This is a genomic window from Paenibacillus sp. FSL R7-0216 (assembly GCF_037969915.1).
Classification (GTDB): domain Bacteria; phylum Bacillota; class Bacilli; order Paenibacillales; family Paenibacillaceae; genus Fontibacillus; species Fontibacillus rhizolycopersici.
In genome coordinates this window covers 558,266-574,528 of record NZ_CP150222.1, presented here as the reverse complement: position 1 = coordinate 574,528, position 16,263 = coordinate 558,266, and the positions used below count along the sequence as shown (strand labels likewise).

11 protein-coding genes are annotated in these 16,263 nt (G+C 57.2%); 4 read left to right on the top strand and 7 right to left on the bottom strand.

All coding sequences use genetic code 11. The features are described from left to right. Positions 1 to 90: 90 nt before the first annotated feature. On the bottom strand, positions 91 to 513 hold the full coding sequence (locus MKZ15_RS02390) for a VOC family protein (protein ID WP_339819540.1): 423 nt from the start codon (positions 511 to 513) through the stop codon (positions 91 to 93). Between the two features lie 147 nt (positions 514 to 660). Between MKZ15_RS02390 and MKZ15_RS02385 the strand changes: the two genes are divergently transcribed. Continuing rightward, positions 661 to 1,620 carry a YafY family protein gene (locus MKZ15_RS02385; RefSeq protein ID WP_155606759.1) on the top strand — a complete coding sequence of 320 codons (960 nt, stop codon included), beginning with the start codon at positions 661 to 663 and terminating at the stop codon, positions 1,618 to 1,620. A 6-nt stretch (positions 1,621 to 1,626) separates the two neighbouring features. Here the strand turns inward: MKZ15_RS02385 and MKZ15_RS02380 are convergent, their stop codons facing one another. After that, positions 1,627 to 3,552, bottom strand: a complete 1,926-nt coding sequence (locus MKZ15_RS02380) for a beta-N-acetylhexosaminidase (protein WP_339819539.1) — start codon at positions 3,550 to 3,552, stop codon at positions 1,627 to 1,629. Between the two features lie 41 nt (positions 3,553 to 3,593). Further along, complete coding sequence (locus MKZ15_RS02375; protein WP_155606761.1) at positions 3,594 to 4,454, bottom strand: helix-turn-helix domain-containing protein; 861 nt, start codon at positions 4,452 to 4,454, stop codon at positions 3,594 to 3,596. A gap of 142 nt (positions 4,455 to 4,596) precedes the next feature. Here MKZ15_RS02375 and MKZ15_RS02370 point away from each other — a divergent pair, with 142 nt between their 5' ends. From MKZ15_RS02370 to MKZ15_RS02360, 3 genes are read left to right on the top strand one after another with little or no spacing between them, the layout of a single operon-like run. After that, the gene (locus MKZ15_RS02370) at positions 4,597 to 5,655 is read left to right on the top strand and encodes a Gfo/Idh/MocA family oxidoreductase (protein WP_213623202.1); all 1,059 of its coding nucleotides are present in this window, start codon (positions 4,597 to 4,599) and stop codon (positions 5,653 to 5,655) included. Positions 5,656 to 5,682: 27 nt separating this feature from the next. After that, on the top strand, positions 5,683 to 6,561 hold the full coding sequence (locus MKZ15_RS02365) for a sugar phosphate isomerase/epimerase (RefSeq protein WP_155606763.1): 879 nt from the start codon (positions 5,683 to 5,685) through the stop codon (positions 6,559 to 6,561). A 35-nt stretch (positions 6,562 to 6,596) separates the two neighbouring features. Then, positions 6,597 to 7,454 (top strand): sugar phosphate isomerase/epimerase, encoded by an 858-nt coding sequence (locus tag MKZ15_RS02360; RefSeq protein ID WP_339819535.1) that lies wholly within the window; start codon positions 6,597 to 6,599, stop codon positions 7,452 to 7,454. Between the two features lie 398 nt (positions 7,455 to 7,852). On the opposite strand, the gene MKZ15_RS02355 is transcribed toward MKZ15_RS02360, so the two are convergent. The 4 genes from MKZ15_RS02355 to MKZ15_RS02340 all read right to left on the bottom strand — a co-directional run bounded on the left by MKZ15_RS02355 (position 7,853) and on the right by MKZ15_RS02340 (position 16,262). After that, positions 7,853 to 10,588, bottom strand: a complete 2,736-nt coding sequence (locus MKZ15_RS02355; protein WP_339819533.1) for an alpha-mannosidase — start codon at positions 10,586 to 10,588, stop codon at positions 7,853 to 7,855. Between the two features lie 50 nt (positions 10,589 to 10,638). Continuing rightward, positions 10,639 to 11,637, bottom strand: coding sequence for a glycoside hydrolase family 130 protein (locus MKZ15_RS02350; protein ID WP_213623198.1), 999 nt, complete (start codon positions 11,635 to 11,637; stop codon positions 10,639 to 10,641). Between the two features lie 26 nt (positions 11,638 to 11,663). Next, positions 11,664 to 12,983 carry a glycoside hydrolase family 125 protein gene (locus MKZ15_RS02345; RefSeq protein WP_339819532.1) on the bottom strand — a complete coding sequence of 440 codons (1,320 nt, stop codon included), beginning with the start codon at positions 12,981 to 12,983 and terminating at the stop codon, positions 11,664 to 11,666. Positions 12,984 to 13,145: 162 nt separating this feature from the next. Beyond that, positions 13,146 to 16,262: an alpha-mannosidase gene (locus MKZ15_RS02340; protein WP_339819531.1), complete on the bottom strand. Its 3,117-nt coding sequence runs from the start codon at positions 16,260 to 16,262 to the stop codon at positions 13,146 to 13,148. Position 16,263 lies beyond the last annotated feature (1 nt).

Here is a 16,263-nt window from a genome sequence, read left to right as displayed (position 1 = left end):
CCACCTCCCTGTCATTCTCCTAATCCCTATCATAGCATAGGAAAACGGCCCTTTCGCCAAAAAAGCGAAAAGGCCGCCGAGGATCCGGCTTTACGCCGGGCGTTTCGTAAACACGTAGAAGGTGACGCCAAATTTGTCGGTGACGATCCCATACGCCGGACTGAAAAAGATCGGCTGCAGCGGTTGGTGCACCTCGCCCCCCTGCTTCAGGGCGTCAAACAACCGTTGCGCGTGCTCCGTCGTGTCTACCGTGAGGCACACGGTCACCTGGTTGCCGACGCTGTGCGTCTCTCCCGGTAACTTGTCCGATACGTACATTTCAGCGTCTCCCAGCTTCAGTACCGAGTGGTTGATGCGCTTCTGCATCTCTTCGCTTATCGGCTCCTTGGGCTCCGGTATTTCGCCGAACGTTTGCTTGAAGACTACCTTTGCCTCCAACGCTTGTTCATAAAACGCAATCGCCTCTGCCGCTTCTCCATTCATCGCAATCAACGGGCTAGCCAACATGATCATTTTCGATCCGCTCCTTATTAGTTGTCACTTCCCCGGACACCGAAGCGCCGGTTCAAGTCCGTTTCGCTGGACTTTGTACTTAGTGTAGCTCATAATAGTGACAACTATTGTCATAATTAAAAAAATGATGAATGGAGCTTTAAAAACATGTCCAAATCGAAACGGCTCATGGAGCTGATGATGACCGTCAACCGCAAACGAAAGTTCACCGTCAAGGAATTGGCCGATGAATTCGGCGTCTCGCCCCGCACGATCCTTCGGGACCTGCAGGAGCTTGGCGAACTCGGGGTCCCCTTATATTCCGAGGTTGGACCGCACGGCGGATACCAGGTGCTAAACGAACGCGTACTGCCTCCAATCGCGTTTACCGAAGAGGAAGCGGTGTCGATCTTCTTCGCCAGCCACGCCCTGCGCCATTATGAGTTTCTCCCGTTCGAAACGGAAGCCTCCTCGGCGCTCGGCAAATTCTATCACTATATGTCCGGTGACGTACGGGACCGGATCGATCAAATGAAGAACCGCATCGACTTCGTGACCCCGTCGCGACAATCGGCTTTTCCTTTTCTAGGATTGTTGCTCGAAGGAGCCATTCAGCAGCAAGTCCTCCGTATCAACTACGAATCGCGCCACGGCGTCTCTACCTGCCGCCAGATTCAGCCAGTCGGTATCTTCGCCAGCGGTGGCTTGTGGTATTGCCCTGCCTACTGCTTCGAGCGCCGCGATTTCCGCTTGTTCCGCTGCGACCGCATCGTCGCAGCCGAACCCGCCGAGGGATCCGGTGTTCCGGAACCGCTCGATCTGCGCCATGTGCACCTCGGCAACTGGGAGGAACACCTCGGGCGCAAGCCGGCGCGGGTCAACTGCGTTGTCGAGCTCAGCCGGCTGGGCGTCGAGGCGTGCGAAGGCCTGCTTATCCGCCGCAGTCTGAAGCTGAACGTCCGCGAGGACGGCTCCGGCCGGCTGGAGGGACCGATCCCGGCCAGCGAGCTCCCGTACCTCACTTCGTTCTTCATCGGTCTCGGCCAAGATGCCACCGCCCTCGAACCGCCGGAGCTGGTGGACTCGATCAAGCGGAGGTTGACCGAGCTGCTGGAGAAGTATTCTTAGGCCATATTACATCGACAGCGAACCCGCCGTCGCGATCTGGTGGTACAGGCCGTTTACGTCCAGCGTGCCGAACACATTGTTCTGGTTAAATACGAGGCGCTCCGCCTCCAGCTCTTCCAGCAACAAAACGCGGCCGTTCACATAGTCCAGCAGGCGGTCGCGCGCCGACGCGGCGCGGCTCAGTACCCCGCCATAGCGGATGTCGAGCACTTCCCAGCCAAACGGCTTATACGTTCCAAGCCACAGCTCCCGATGTGCCACCCGCAGCTCTTCGACCCGATGACGCAGCTCCGGCAGCGTCTCGTCGGCGATCTGCCGCAGTCCGTCCCGGTCCCCGGCGTCGTAAAGGCGCTTGATCGTCACGCCCAGCGTCGACTTCACGGACAGCGCGGCGGCGAGCTTTTCGTAGAAGGCAAACATCGCGGCAAACAGCTCCGTCAACCCGCTTCCTTCTGCCTCACGGTAGCTCCGCCATTTCTCGGCCAGTCCGCCATAATAATCCGGCAACGTCCCTTCCATGCCTTCCACATGCTTGTCGAACAAGCCGATCAGCGGATCTTGCCAAAGCAAGAACTTCGACGGATTCGCGCCGTAATAGTTCCCCTCGTGGACCTCCGGCACTTCGTCCATCCCCTTCAACGCTTCGAGCGGCCCGAACAAATCGAGCCCCGTGCAGGCGGCAAGCCGCTTCTGCAGATGCTCGTCCGTCACCTCGCCGTCATGGTACCCGTACTCCGCAAACAGCTGCAGCCCCGGCAAAATCACGAAATGATTCGCCTCGTTCCCGTTATCGCCCCACGCGGTCGCAAACACCTCTCGCAGGCCGCTCCGCTTCGCCGCACGCAGCGCCGGGTGCATGGACGACCACGTTTTGCCGTGGTTCGGGGCCATCAAATTCCACATGTGGATGCCCCCCGCGAAGAGCGGCTCCGACCCGAGCAGCCGGTGCTTGTCGAACACTTCCTTGTACGCGTTCTCGTCTGTCCCCCAGTAGTTCCAGTAGACGAACCGGAGGCCGTCCGGGATCTTCGCCATATTTTCCGCGGAAAAATCCGCCTCCATGTTGTACAACCCGCCCTGCACGTCGTTCGACAGCAGGTTGAAATACATGTCGCTCCAGATCATCGGTTCAAGCCCTAGCTTCCCGGTGATCTCCATGACCCGCCCCACGTGCTCGTTCATCACCTCGAACCGGTCGCGGAAGCCGTTGTCCCGCAAATAGCGGCCCAGTCCGACCTGGAACGCCTCGTCCATGCCGATATGGATTCGCTTCGACCGAAACGGGGCCGTAGCCGCCCGAATCGTCTGCTCCAAGAATTCGTACGTCGCTGGCGTACCCGGCAGCACAATGTCGGGATGGTCCCGAAGCGGCTCGGCATAAAGCCATTTCAGCGCGTGAAATAAATGCCCCAGCGTTTGAATGCACGGAATCATCTCGATGCCGAACAGCGCTGCGTAGTCGTCGCACTCCCGCAGTTCCTCCGCGGTGTACCGTCCCCGCATATAGCCGAAGTAAGGCAGTTCCGGTACCTCATACGTGTCCTCGGTATACATCATCAGCCCGTTCAACCCCATGACCGCCATATACCGCAGCATCTGCTTGATCGCGTCCACACGCATCACCGCATTGCGCGAAGCATCCAGCATCGCCCCGTTGTAATCGAAGTTCGGCCGTTCGGTCAGATCAAACGCCTCCGATATCTTGGCCTGCTCCAAAAACAACCCTAACGCACGGAAAAAATGAATCTTCTCCCCATACTCGATCCGGCCCTTCCCTCCGCTGAGCGACACCCGCAAATGCCCAGCGTCCTGCGGCAACCGCACAACTTCCACCGGCAGTCCCGCCGGGTCCGACTGGAATCCGAGCTGAGCCTCCAACTCTTTCACGCCATCAACTAATTCCTTGTCCATCCCTTGAAAATAAAGCTTCATCCCGTGAACCTCCTCTATAGTGTAAACCCCTACGCTCAGACCTACTGTCCGCCCCGGCTCCGATAGCTCCGCGGCGAGTACCCGGTGATTCGCTTGAATACGCGCGAAAAGTAAAACGTATCCTGATACCCTAGCGCCTCACCGATTTCCTTGACGCTTTTTTCCGTGTTGAGCAGGACGTTCTTGGCCTCGGCCGCCTTCAGCCGGTGTATGAATTCGTTGAGCGGATAACCCGAATATTCATGCACGATCCGCCGCAGCGTCGACACCGAGATATGATGCCGCGCCGCCAGTTCCTCCGGCGTTGGATCCGCGTACAACGAAGCGGAGATGTCCTCGATCACCTTGAGCACGAACCGCCCCCGGTTCCCGGCCTCCGCCTGATCCGCTTGCGACACCAGCTCGTAGAGAAACGCCTCCAGCATCAGCGAAGCCCGGTCGAGATTGCTGGGCATACCGCTGTCGATCAACATGAACATCAGCTCCATCCGGTTGATGACCGAGTCGTCGATCGTTGCTTTTTGGACCTGATCGGGATGCTGCAGCCAGCTGCCAAGCCACTCCTCAACCCGTGAGCCTTCCACCGTGAAGTAATACTCATCCCAATGCCCTTCCGCGTGCGGACCGTAATGGAACGTTTCGCCCGGGAACAAGCAGAACCATGAGCCGGCCGTGACCTCCTGCCTGTCCGCGCTGCCGACCTGGTAATACCCGCTTCCGCCCGTGATCACCACAAACGCCCAATACCGGAACCTCGCATCTGCGCGCTGCATCGTGCGCCCAGGCAAATGGCCGGCGTTCACGACAGCTAACGATTGGATTTTGCGCCGGCTGGCATCCACCGCGGGATTGAACAGTCGGATCGGCTCAGGACTGATCATATAATCCAGATACTTTGTCATCCTGAACATTCTCCCTTTAAAATGCCTGTGCTAAATTAGGGGTGCCTAATCATAACTTTGAATAAATAAAACATATCCTAGCGAATGAATGCTCTCATTGTAGCAAACTCGCGCGGAGAACGAAAGGGTGCACCTGCGAAAAATGAGTGAACTGAACATCGGTTTGATCGGCAGCGGTTCGATTTCTGAATCCCATCTTCAGGCTTACCGCGCCAACCCGCGGGCCAAGCTGTTGGCGATCTGCGACATTAATGAAGAACGGGCCCGTATCATAGCGGGCAAGTACGACATTCCCCACGTTTACACGGATTATCACGACCTGCTAGCCAACTCGGATGTTCAGGCGGTCAGCATCTGCACCTGGAACAACTCCCATGCCGCCATCAGCATCGACGCCCTGGAAGCGGGCAAACAAGTCCTCTGCGAAAAACCGCTTTGCATCACCGTGGACGAAGCGTTACAAATGCAGCAGGCGGTTGAGCGGACAGGCAACTTGTTGCAAGTCGGTTACGTGCGCAGGCATGCCTCCAACATCGCGGTACTTAAGAAATTCATCGACGCCGGCGACCTCGGCGAAATTTATTTCGCAAAGGCGAGCCTGATCCGGCGGCTAGGCAATCCGGGCGGCTGGTTTGCCGACAAGGCGCGCTCGGGCGGCGGTCCGCTGATCGACATCGGCGTGCACGTCATCGACCTCTGCTGGTACCTGATGGGCCGACCGAAGGTGAAGTCCGTGAGCGGCAACATTTACGCGAAATTGGGCAATCGCTCGAATATCGAGAACTATGCCTTTTATCAAGCGGCAGATTACGACGCTTCCTTCAACACGGTCGAAGACATGGCCAATGCCTTGATCCGCTTCGAGAACGGCGCTTCGTTGATGGTCGACGTCAGCTTCTCCCTCCATGCCAAGCAAAATTCGGCCCTGGTTAACATTTATGGAGACAAGGGCGGCGCTGAAATCGAACCGGCGTTATCGATCGTGACCGAACGCCACAACACCATTCTTAACATCGAACCGCAAATCACCTCGCCGGGATTCGATTTTCAGGGTGGCTTCCAGAACGAAATCAACCATTTCGTCGCCAGTTGCCTGGATGGCATCCCGCCAATCAGCCCAGTGGAGGACGGCGTAGAAATGATCAAAATCCTGAACGCGATTTACGAATCGGCTGCTGAAGGCCGGGAAATCCATTTCTAATTTGGAATCTAAGGAGGCGCGAACGGAATGAAGCTGAATAACAAAATCGGTATTATCGTCGATAGCTTTGGCGTAGGCGTTAAGGAAGGCTTGAAAAAGGCGAAGGCGGCCGGAGCCGAAGGCGTACAGATTTATGCCGTTTCCGGCGAGATGGACCCGGCGGTACTGATCGGACCCAAGCGCAAGGAGCTGCGCGATTACATCGACAGCCTGGGGCTAGAGATCTCCGCCCTGTGCGGCGACCTCGCCGGCCACGGGTTTCAGGACGCCACCGCCAATCCGTCCAAAATCGAAAAGTCGAAGCGAATCCTCGATCTCGCGGTTGAGCTGGGCACAAACGTAGTCACGACGCATATCGGCATCGTACCGGAGGACACAAACAGTCCGATTTATGCGGCCATGCAGCAGGCTTGCGAGGAGCTGGGCGTTTATGCCAAGAGCCTGAACGCTTATTTTGCCATCGAAACCGGACCCGAACCGGCCGCCCATCTCAAAAGCTTCCTGGATACCCTCACCACCAATGGCGTCTCCGTCAATTTTGACCCGGCCAACATGGTGATGGTCACGGGAGATGACCCGGTCCAAGGCGTTAAGACGCTTCGAGATTACATCGTCCATACGCATGTCAAAGACGGCATCCGCCGCCGCTCAGTTGATCCGCGAGACGTGTACGGCTTCCTCGGCTACGACAAGATGAGCCACGAGAAAATCGCCGAAATGGCCGCCTCTGGCGCGGGCTTCGAAGAGGTGCCGCTCGGCGCGGGCAGCGTCGATTTCCCGGCCTATTTCGCCGCCCTTCAGGAAATCGACTATACCGGCTACCTGACGATCGAACGCGAAGTCGGCGACAACCCGGAGGAGGATATTCGCCAAGCGGTTGGTTTTATCCGCTCGTTCCGGGGATAGACGGCCACACTACCACTAAAGGAGATGAACCTTTCATGAAACTGGGAGTCAGCTCTTACAGTCTCTATCAAGCGATGCAGTCCGGATCGATGACCCTTCTTGAGGTGATCGATTGGGTTGCCGGCATCGGCGGAGAGCATATCGAAATCGTACCGCTGGGGTTTGATTTTGGGGAAACCCCCGAGCTGATCGAGCAAATCCGCGAGCGCACGGCGCAGGCTGGGATTGCCATATCCAACTACGCGATCGGCGCTAATTTCATCGTGGATTCGGAGGAGGCTTATGCGGCGGAGATCGCCCGGGTCAAACGCGAGGTCGACCACGCCCATGCGCTTGGCGTCAAGCTGATGCGGCATGATGTCGCTTCCCGGCCGGACACCTCGATTGTCCGGTTCCAGGAGGACCTGCCGCGGATCGCGGACGCTTGCCGGGAGATCGCCGATTATGCCGCGCAGTACGGGATCACGACCAGCCTAGAGAACCACGGCTATTACGTGCAGGCCAGCGACCGGGTTCAGGCGGTGATCCATGCCGTCGATCGGCCAAACTACAAGACGACGCTTGATGTCGGCAACTTCGTTTGCGTCGACGAGAACCCCGTCGTCGCCGTGAAGAAGAACATCGGCTACGCCTCGATAGTCCACGTCAAAGACTTCTACGTTCGGCCCGAAGGCCGCAACCCCGGCGCCGGCTGGTTCCGCAGCGCAGGCGGCCAATACCTGCGTGGCGCGATCGCCGGCCAGGGCGACCTCGATCTGTGGGAGATCCTGCGCATCGTGAAGGCATCCGGCTACGATGACTACCTCTCCATCGAATACGAAGGCATGGAGGACTGCCGGCAAGGTGCGCGCATCGCCTTTGACAATGTCCGGCGCATCTGGGACGAAGTCTAACTCAGATTCATCTTCAGCGAGGTATACTTTCGTATACCTCACTTTTTTTGAGCTCTTCCACCCCTTACTGACCAGGGCTTTGCATGATTATCCCCTTGAATCAGGCTGCACCGTATAGATCTAATAGTCACTCCCAGCCCCGCTCCTTCCTCCCCCTCCACCCCTGAACAAAAGGGATAATCCTGCAAAGGGGCTGCAAAGACAAACTTTTCGAGAGCATTGCACGATTATCCCCTTGAATCAGATGGAATCAGGCTCCTGAACAAAAGGGATAATCCTGCAAAGAGCTCTCAAAGACAATATAGACAAAACAAAAAGGTTATCCCGCCATTACAAGTAATGGCAGGATAACCCTATAATCCTTTTTCCCGGTTTAGGTTCAACAGGGTTTCCCCGAATTATCGGCGAATCCCGATCGTGACGATTTCACAAGGGCCGGCCAGCAGCGACAGGCAACCTGCCGCGCTCTTGGAGAGCGGCGTTGCGGCTTCTTCGAGAATCGTTGTTTTATAGAAATGCTCATGCGGAATGTTTAGCCCAAGCGTCAGCTCCGAAGACTGCTTGCTCATGTTGTACCAACGGAGCAGCAGGTCGCCGGTCGCCTCGTTCATTTTGAGCGAGGAGAACGCCAGCTCTTGGCCTTCCCATTGGAACGGAGCATACGCCGGGGACAATGTCCCCTCGTGCATTTCTGTTTGGCTGACCGTCCACGGAATCTGGAACTGGTAAGCCTCCGTAAACGCGCCGGACGCAACGCCGTCGCCGTTATGCGGGATCAGTTCCATCCGAGCGGTGTGTACGCCCAGGCACTGGGCCTCCGGCGTCGGGAACAAGCCCCAATCGCCAAGCTCGCCTACGGAGCGCAGCAGCGTGACCGCGATCGTGTTTCGGCCGTCGCGCAGCACTTCGTATTCGTTCAAGCCGAGGTTGGCCACCGTCAAGCCGGCTCCCTCGCCGCTGACGTCCACGAACGCTTGCTGATGCTGCGTGTTGCTCGGATTTTCCCATTCCGGCGCCGGTTCGATGCTGCGTTCCGCGATTTCAAACATCGAATCCACCTGATGCGTCGATGCCTTCAGATCGGTTGGGAACAGCGCGCGAATCCGATGATCCTTCGCCGTGTTATCGATCGTCGTTTCCATGTGAACGCCTTTGCCGGCGGCTTCAAGCGAAATGACTGTACGGAGCTTCAGCGTCGTCAGCTTGCTGCTGCGCTGGGCTTTGCGATACGGATAGTACACTAACTCCCGCATCTCCTCGTCCAGCTTCTCGTCTGCGGACGCCGGGATCTCCCAGTCATGGCACACTTCCACGGAAGCGCGGAACGGAGCATCCTCCAGCACACGGATTTGCGCCGCCAGCCCTTTCGTGGTCAGAGGCTTTTCACCCTCCGGCTGCTTGTACATGTATTCGTTCCCGATATCGCCGGTATTCTCATACACGCCAAGGTCCCGATACACCTGGCCCGTCGCTTTATCCGTTATCACGAAAGATCCGTCTTCCGCGATTTCCACCTTCAGGTTCGCATTCTCCATCACCCAGTGACCGGTGAACAACGAAGCTGGCTTAGCAGCCACAGCCGCCGACTTCCGGCGCACCCACGCGTAGGTACGCAGGCTCAGAGCAGCGACATCCGTCGCCTGGAACGTCAGCTTCACGCGGCGGCACATGTACGGCTGGCGGAACTTGTCGTCCGGCAAGTCATAGCCGAACAGCAGCCCGAGATCCTCCACCGCACAAGGCACCGTGTTCCCCTGCTCGTCGACCAGCTCGCGGCCCGACAGATCCACCGCCTTCATGCGGCGGCCGGTCTCTTCAAGGCCAAGGCCGTCACGCAAATACAGGCGAGCGGCGTCCAGCTCAATGGACACCGTGCCCGTACGGCTCCAGCCGGTCGTATTGAACACGACCAGCGGCAACGTGTCTTCGCCATATCCGGCGAAGACGGAGGTGTTCACCGCATCGGCGATCACCCGCTTGCTGTCGTCGATGAGCGCCTCGGCAACGTGGCGGCTCTTTGCGAAGCGGGTGACCATCTCGCGGTGAACCTCGTCTACGCTGCATCCGCAGATGCTGTCATGCGGATGGTTTTGCATCAAGGTTTTCCACGCATACGTAAACAGGTGATGCGGGTAATCCTTCCCGAGCAGGTTCGCCATCGAGGCGAGCGGCTCGGCGACTTTTTCCAGCAAAGCCTGGCCTTCTTGGTTCATTTGTTTCAGGTACACGCGTGCGGAAGCGGTGTTCACGAGGGTGCCCCAGCCATCCGTACGTTGACTGCGCAGTTCGCCCTTCACCGTGGACAGCTCGCGGCCTTCCAGCGCCGATTCCAGCTCGTTCAAATATTCCGGGAAGTTCGAATGAACGAACTTCGTGTCCGGGTACAGCTTCTCCGCCGTGCGAATCGCTTCTGGGAGGTCTAACTGCAGCGGCTGATGATCGCAGCCGTTCATGAACAGGAGCTCGCCGGTGGCTGCGTATTTCTCTGCGTCCGCCAGCTTGCGATCCCAGAACGCCTTCGCTTCCGTCTCATCCACCGGCACTTCGTTGCCGTTGGAATACCAGTTGGCGAACAGGATACCGAGCACCTTGGAACCGTCCGGACCTTCCCAGATGAGCTCTGAGAAGGAAGACTCGTACCCGCCGTCGGACACGGTATTGTTGAAGCCGGTCGGCTTCACGCCGCGGCCAAAAAAGGCATTCCCAATCCCGGACTGCTGCATCAGCTGCGGGATTTGCCCGACTAAGCCAAAGGTATCGGGGAAATAACCGATCTTCGCTGGAGCGCCGTATTTTAACGCGTCCTGGTGGCCAATTTGCATATTCCGGACATTCGCTTCGCCACTCGTCAGAAACGCATCCTGCAGAATGTACCAAGGCCCGATTAGAATACGGCCTTCACGGATATATTTCTCCAGACGTTCCTTGTTCTCCGGCCGCACCTGTAGATAGTCCTCAAGAATGATCGTTTGACCGTCAAGGTAAAAGCTGCGGAACGCCGAATCGCCGTCCAGTTTATCCAGCAGCGCGTCCACCAGCTCCACCAGGCGAACGTGATGCTTCTCGTAAGGCAAATACCATTCCCGATCCCAGTGTGTATGGGAAATGATATGGGCCGTTCTCTGCTTGCTCATTTATCTAAACCCCCACTTTCCTCCGTGGTTTGATATCCTCACGTGACGGCTTACGCTTCCGTCTCCAGCGGATATTCTTCCATGTACTTCAGCAGCTCGTCCACGGTGGTGAACGCGAGGCCGGTTACCGTATCGGCGCAGCCATAGTAGATAGCGATGCGGCCAGTCTCGGCGTCGGTCAATGCTGCGCAAGGGAAGGTGACGTTCGGCACGTCGCCAACTAATTCATACAGCTCTTCTGGGCCGAGGATGTAGTTACGCGAACGCGCTTTGACGATCCATGGCTTGTCGATGTCCAGCAGGGCGCAGCCCATGCGGTATACGAAACCGTTACAAGTATTGATAACGCCGTGGTAGATCAGCAGCCAGCCTTGGTCGGTTTCGATCGGAACCGGTCCTGGGCCGATTTTTTTCGATTGCCATGCGGAAGCATCGCCGTTAATCGTCCCCATGACGTAACGGTGTTTACCCCAGAACGTCAGGTCCGGGCTCACGCTGTAGAATATATCGCCAAACGGCGTATGCCCCGTGTCGCTTGGACGGCTGACCATCGCGTAGTAACCGTCGATTTTGCGCGGGAACAACACGCCATTGCGGTTGTACGGAAGAAAGGCGTTTTCCAACTGATGGAACGTCTTGAAGTCGGTTGTGTAAGCAATCCCGATCGTTGGGCCGTGGTAGCCATTACACCAGGTGATGTAGTAACGGTCGCCGATTTTGGTGACGCGCGGATCATAACGGTATTCGCGTTTGGTGATTTCCTCGTCGCCTTCGAATTGGATCGGCTCGTGGTTGATTTTCCAGTTCACGCCGTCGTCGCTGAACCCTGCAAAAATATCCATGCTGACCGAACGGGAATCGCAGCGGAACACGCCGGCAAATCCGCCTTCAAAAGGCACGACTGCAGAGTTAAACACGCTGTTGGAGTTCGGGATCGCGTGACGCTGGATGATCGGGTTCTGGGAGTAACGCCATACCGGCGCGTTCGAACCGGCCGGTTTGTCTTGCCAAGGGATATTTTTCAGGGCTTCGCCGATAATTTTGCTCATGGTCAAGTCTCCTTTGGGATATGAGTTTACAAAATACCTTCCTGCATTGCACGATACACCAGCTGCGAGAACAAGCTGTTCGACCAAGCGAACCATTTGCGCGTAAACGTGTTGGGATCATCGGCGTGGAAGCCTTCATGCATATAGCCGGTACCGGCGTCGGTGGCCTCCAGCATCGCGATCATTTCCAGCTTCTCTTCCTTCGTTTGCGCCGTGATGCCTTGCATCGACAGGGCCATATGCCAGATGTAGTTCTCCGGCGTATGCGGGCTGCCGATGCCCTTGGCTGATTTGCCTTCGAAGTAGAACGGGTTCTCTTTGCTCAATGCAAAACGCCGTGTATTTTGATAGATCGGATCGTCTGCGCCAACGTAACCCAGGTACGGAATGGACATGAGACCCGGCGTGCCGGCGTCGTCCATCAGGCAGTAGTTGCCGAAGCCGTCGGTTTCGTAGGCGTAAATCGGACCGAATTCCGGATGGCGGTAAATCCCGTACAGCTGGATCCCATGGTTGACTTCAAACTCCAGCTCCTTCAGTTCGGCCAAGAAGTCCATGTCGCGGAAGACCCATTCGGCGAATTCCTGCATTTGACGCAGCGTTACAACCGCAAACATGTTGCCTGGAATGTTGTAGTGGAAATCGCAGGCGTCGTCGCTGGAGCGGAAGCCCGACCAGATCATTCCCGTATAGTTGACCGGCATCCCCAAACCATTGTTCCGCAAGGAATCGGTTGGGATCCCATTGTTGCGGCTGAAGCGGTAAGGCGATTGCTCGAAGTGATGCTGCTCGGTTTTAAACAACTCGTAGATTTTCCGCATTGCGGCTTTAAAGCCGGCGTCAAAAATATCTGTCAGCTCGGTTTCCTTCCAATACGTATAAGCCAAGCGGACCACGAAGCACAAGGAATCGATTTCGAATTTGCGCTCCCAAACCCAAGGGGACATCTCCGTTACGTCGGTCGTGTTCCAGTGCCAATCGTTGGCCGATTCGTTAAACGCGTTGGCGTACGGATCGATATGCACATAGTTGATATGGCGTTTGATCAACCCGCTGATGATCCGCTGCAAATCGGGATCGTTCTTGGCGAACGGCACATAATGGATCACCTGCTCCACGGAATCGCGCAGCCAGGAGGCCGGGATATCACCGGTGATGACGAAGGTCGTTCCGTCGTCCATCAGCTTCGTCGTTGTTTCCAGCGTGTTCGGGAAACAGTTCTTGAACAGCTGCAGCAATTTCGGGCGATGCGCCAGTTTCGTTTCCGCTTCAGCCAGCACGTCCTTGACGGCTTGCGGCAATTCCAGCTGCGGCATCGGTATTTTCGGGAGTCTAAATTGTTCCATGAGCTTGTCTTCTCGCTCCTTTATAGGTCATTTCATTTCATATCACTAATCGAGTGAGGGGGGCTGGGCGACTGGGCGGGTGATCTTACATATTAACGGTACTTTATCCTGTTAATTTACCTGCCGAGCAGCCCCACGCCACCCCAACTCGTCAATTCCTACTTACTTCAACTTCAACGTCTTGATCTCATATGGGGCAAAATCGAGCTCGACCCGCCCAGCGTCCATCGTCATCGGCTCAAGCTCCCGCTCTAGCGCGTCGGACAAGAACGCGGCCGAAACCGGCTCGTTCCAATTCAACGCCACGCGTTCGCGGCCGCCTGCCGACTCGTACAGACGCAGGATCACGCCATCGCCATCCTCGGCAGGTTTCACGGTGTCGAGCACAACATGCTCTCCCGCAAATCCTAACAACGCCCCTGTGGAAGGCAGCGAGCCTTCCTGTACTCCGGCCGCCAGCACGGCCGGCATGTGGTTCAGCTCGGCTGCAGCGCGCACCGTATGAGCAGTCTGCCAATCGCCTTGATGCGGATACAGCGAATACGTAAATTCATGCTCCCCTAGATCGGCGGTCACGTCCGGCCATTTCGGCGCCCGTAGCAGCGACAAGCGAATCGTGCTGCCCTGGATGTCGTAGCCGTATTTGCAGTCGTTCAGGAGGCTGACGCCGTAGCCGCGTTCGGAAACGTCGGCGAACCGGTGCCCACACACTTCGAATTGCGCCTGCTCCCAGCTCGTGTTGCGATGCGTCGGACGTTCCAACGCGCCAAACGGAATTTCGTAAGTCGCTTTGTCCGTGACAACGTCGATCGGGAACCCGACTTTCAACAGCTTATGGGCTTCGTTCCAATTCACCTTCGTTTGGAAATCGATCCGTTTATCGTGATGATACAGGATCACATCCTGCGTGATTGCCGATTGGCCGATACTCCAGCGGAAGCGCAGCACGTCTTGGACTGGACCGCTTGCGACCAGACCGCTCTCCAGCAATACAGCCTCACCGGCCGGCTGCTGTTCATAACGCGGGTCAATGTCCCAAGCATCCCACAGGGTCGGACGGTCGTGATAGAAGTGGAAGCGGTTCGCGCTTTCGCCCGTCTTCACGATCTCCCGTCCGGCTTCCTTATCCCACAAGCTAACGATCTCGCCGCGGTCATTAAATTTCAGGCGGTAGAATTCCGTTTCCCACTCGCCTTGGAAACCCTTGATTCCGGCCGATGAAGTCGCCGTCGTTCCAGCGGCTGCAGCCGCCTCGGCCCGTAACCAAATCGTCTTGTAACCAAACGCCGGAACCTCCGGCACGCGGACCCAAGCCGCCGAGTCGCCGCTAAGTCCGGTCCGGACGTCCAGCTCAAGCCGCGTACCGTGCTCATCGTAAGCAGCCGCGCCGCTGCGATAAGCTTGGTCCGGAAGTGCCACAACCGCGTCGCGAGTCCAACCCAGGCTGTTGAAGACAACGTATGGCGTACCTTCACCCGTGGTGGTTACCCGTTCGACCAACGCTGTTAGGCCGTGACGCAGGCCGGTGTTGCCTTTTTCAAAAATATCCGTATATTCCTTCGTTGACGTCTCGTACGCTTCGGTAATCGCCGAGCCCGGAATAATGTCGTGGAACTGATTTAACAGGATCAGCTTCCAGCCCGCCTGCAGCGTGCTTTGTGCCTCGCGTTGCTGATCCTTCGGCATAGCCGGAGCGGCCAACGCGTTCCACAGCTCGGCCTCGCGGTACAAAATTTCCGCCTTGCGGTTGCTGCGCTTGTTACGTCCGTGGGTCGTATACGTCCCCCGGTGCAATTCCAAGTAGAGATCGCCGTGCCACGCTGGCAACTTCGGCTGCGCCGCTTCAATGCCAGCGAAGAACTCCGTCGCCGTACTATATTCGCTCGCCGGCTGACCCACCATCAGCTCAGCGCGGTTAATGTACTCCAGCATTTCGCGAGTAACCCCACCACCGCCGTCGCCATGTCCGTAGAGCAGCATTTGCTCCGGATGGACGGCCTTCTGACGGTAGGACTGCCAGTGCTCATGAACGTCCTTCGGCAGCGTATTCTCGTTTACGCCATGGTTCAGATAAGACAGCATAGGCGTACCGTCAATACCAACCCAATGGAACAGATCGTACGGGAATACGTTGGTATCATTCCAACCAAGCTTGGTCGTCATGAAATAACGAATCCCGCCGTGCTTCAAAATTTGCGGCAACGAGGCGCAATAGCCAAACGTGTCTGGCAGCCATTCGATCTCGGAGGTGAATCCAAACTCCTCTTGATAGAAGCGCTGCCCGTAAAGCATCTGCCGCATCAGCGATTCGCCGCTTGGCAGGTTCAAATCCGGCTCCACCCACATGCCGCCAACCAATTCCCAGCGGCCTTCCTTAATCCGCGCCTTCACCCGCTCGTACAACTCGGGGTCGTTCTCCTTCAGGAAGGCGAACAGTAGCGGTTGGCTTTGCGTGTAGCGGTATTCCGGATACTCGCTCATCAGCGCGTCGACCGTCGAGAAGGTCCGGCTGGTCTTGCGCACCGTCTCCCGCACCGGCCACAACCAGGCGATGTCGATATGCGACTGGCCGACCATCTGGATCAGTCCCTCGGCATTACCGCCAATGGCCTTCACTCGCTCCGCAAGGCTTTGCTCCAACTCGGCAATCGCTCCGCCTTCGCGAACCGCTTCCGCATCCAGCGTCACAAACCCGTCCATGGCGCTATATAGTGCCTCGATCAAGCGGGTACGCCGAAAATCCTGTTCCGGCAACAGTACCGCCGCATCGCGGACGATCGTCGCCGTATACATCAGGCTTTGCACGGGCCGGTTCACCAGCACGAGTCGGCTGTCAATCTTCGTAATCGGCGGCTGAATCACCGCTTGTTGGTTCAGCGGATCCACCGGCTCGGGGATCGGATCATACAGCTCGATTTCCAGCGAGAGCGGGCCTTGTCCCTGCTCCTGCGGCAACGTTACGAACGTATGGTTCCGGTCCAAACCCTGGGTTGATTTCCCGTTGATTCGCAACAACCCTTCGCCGCCGGAAGCAAAGATGAGACCCACCTGTCCGCCGCGCCATCCTTCCGGAATATCCAACTGAGTCCGGAAGAAATACGTTGTTCCCTGCGTGCTCGGGAACCGCTCGAAGGCTTGCCCCTCCAGATAAGGCGTTTCTTTGGTATAACTTCCGGGAACCTGGTATACGGATGAAGTAATCTCCCACCCGCGCAGCTCGATCTGATCAAGCCACTGAGCTTCCGACAGCTCCCGGATGAAACGTCTGATGCGTTCCATA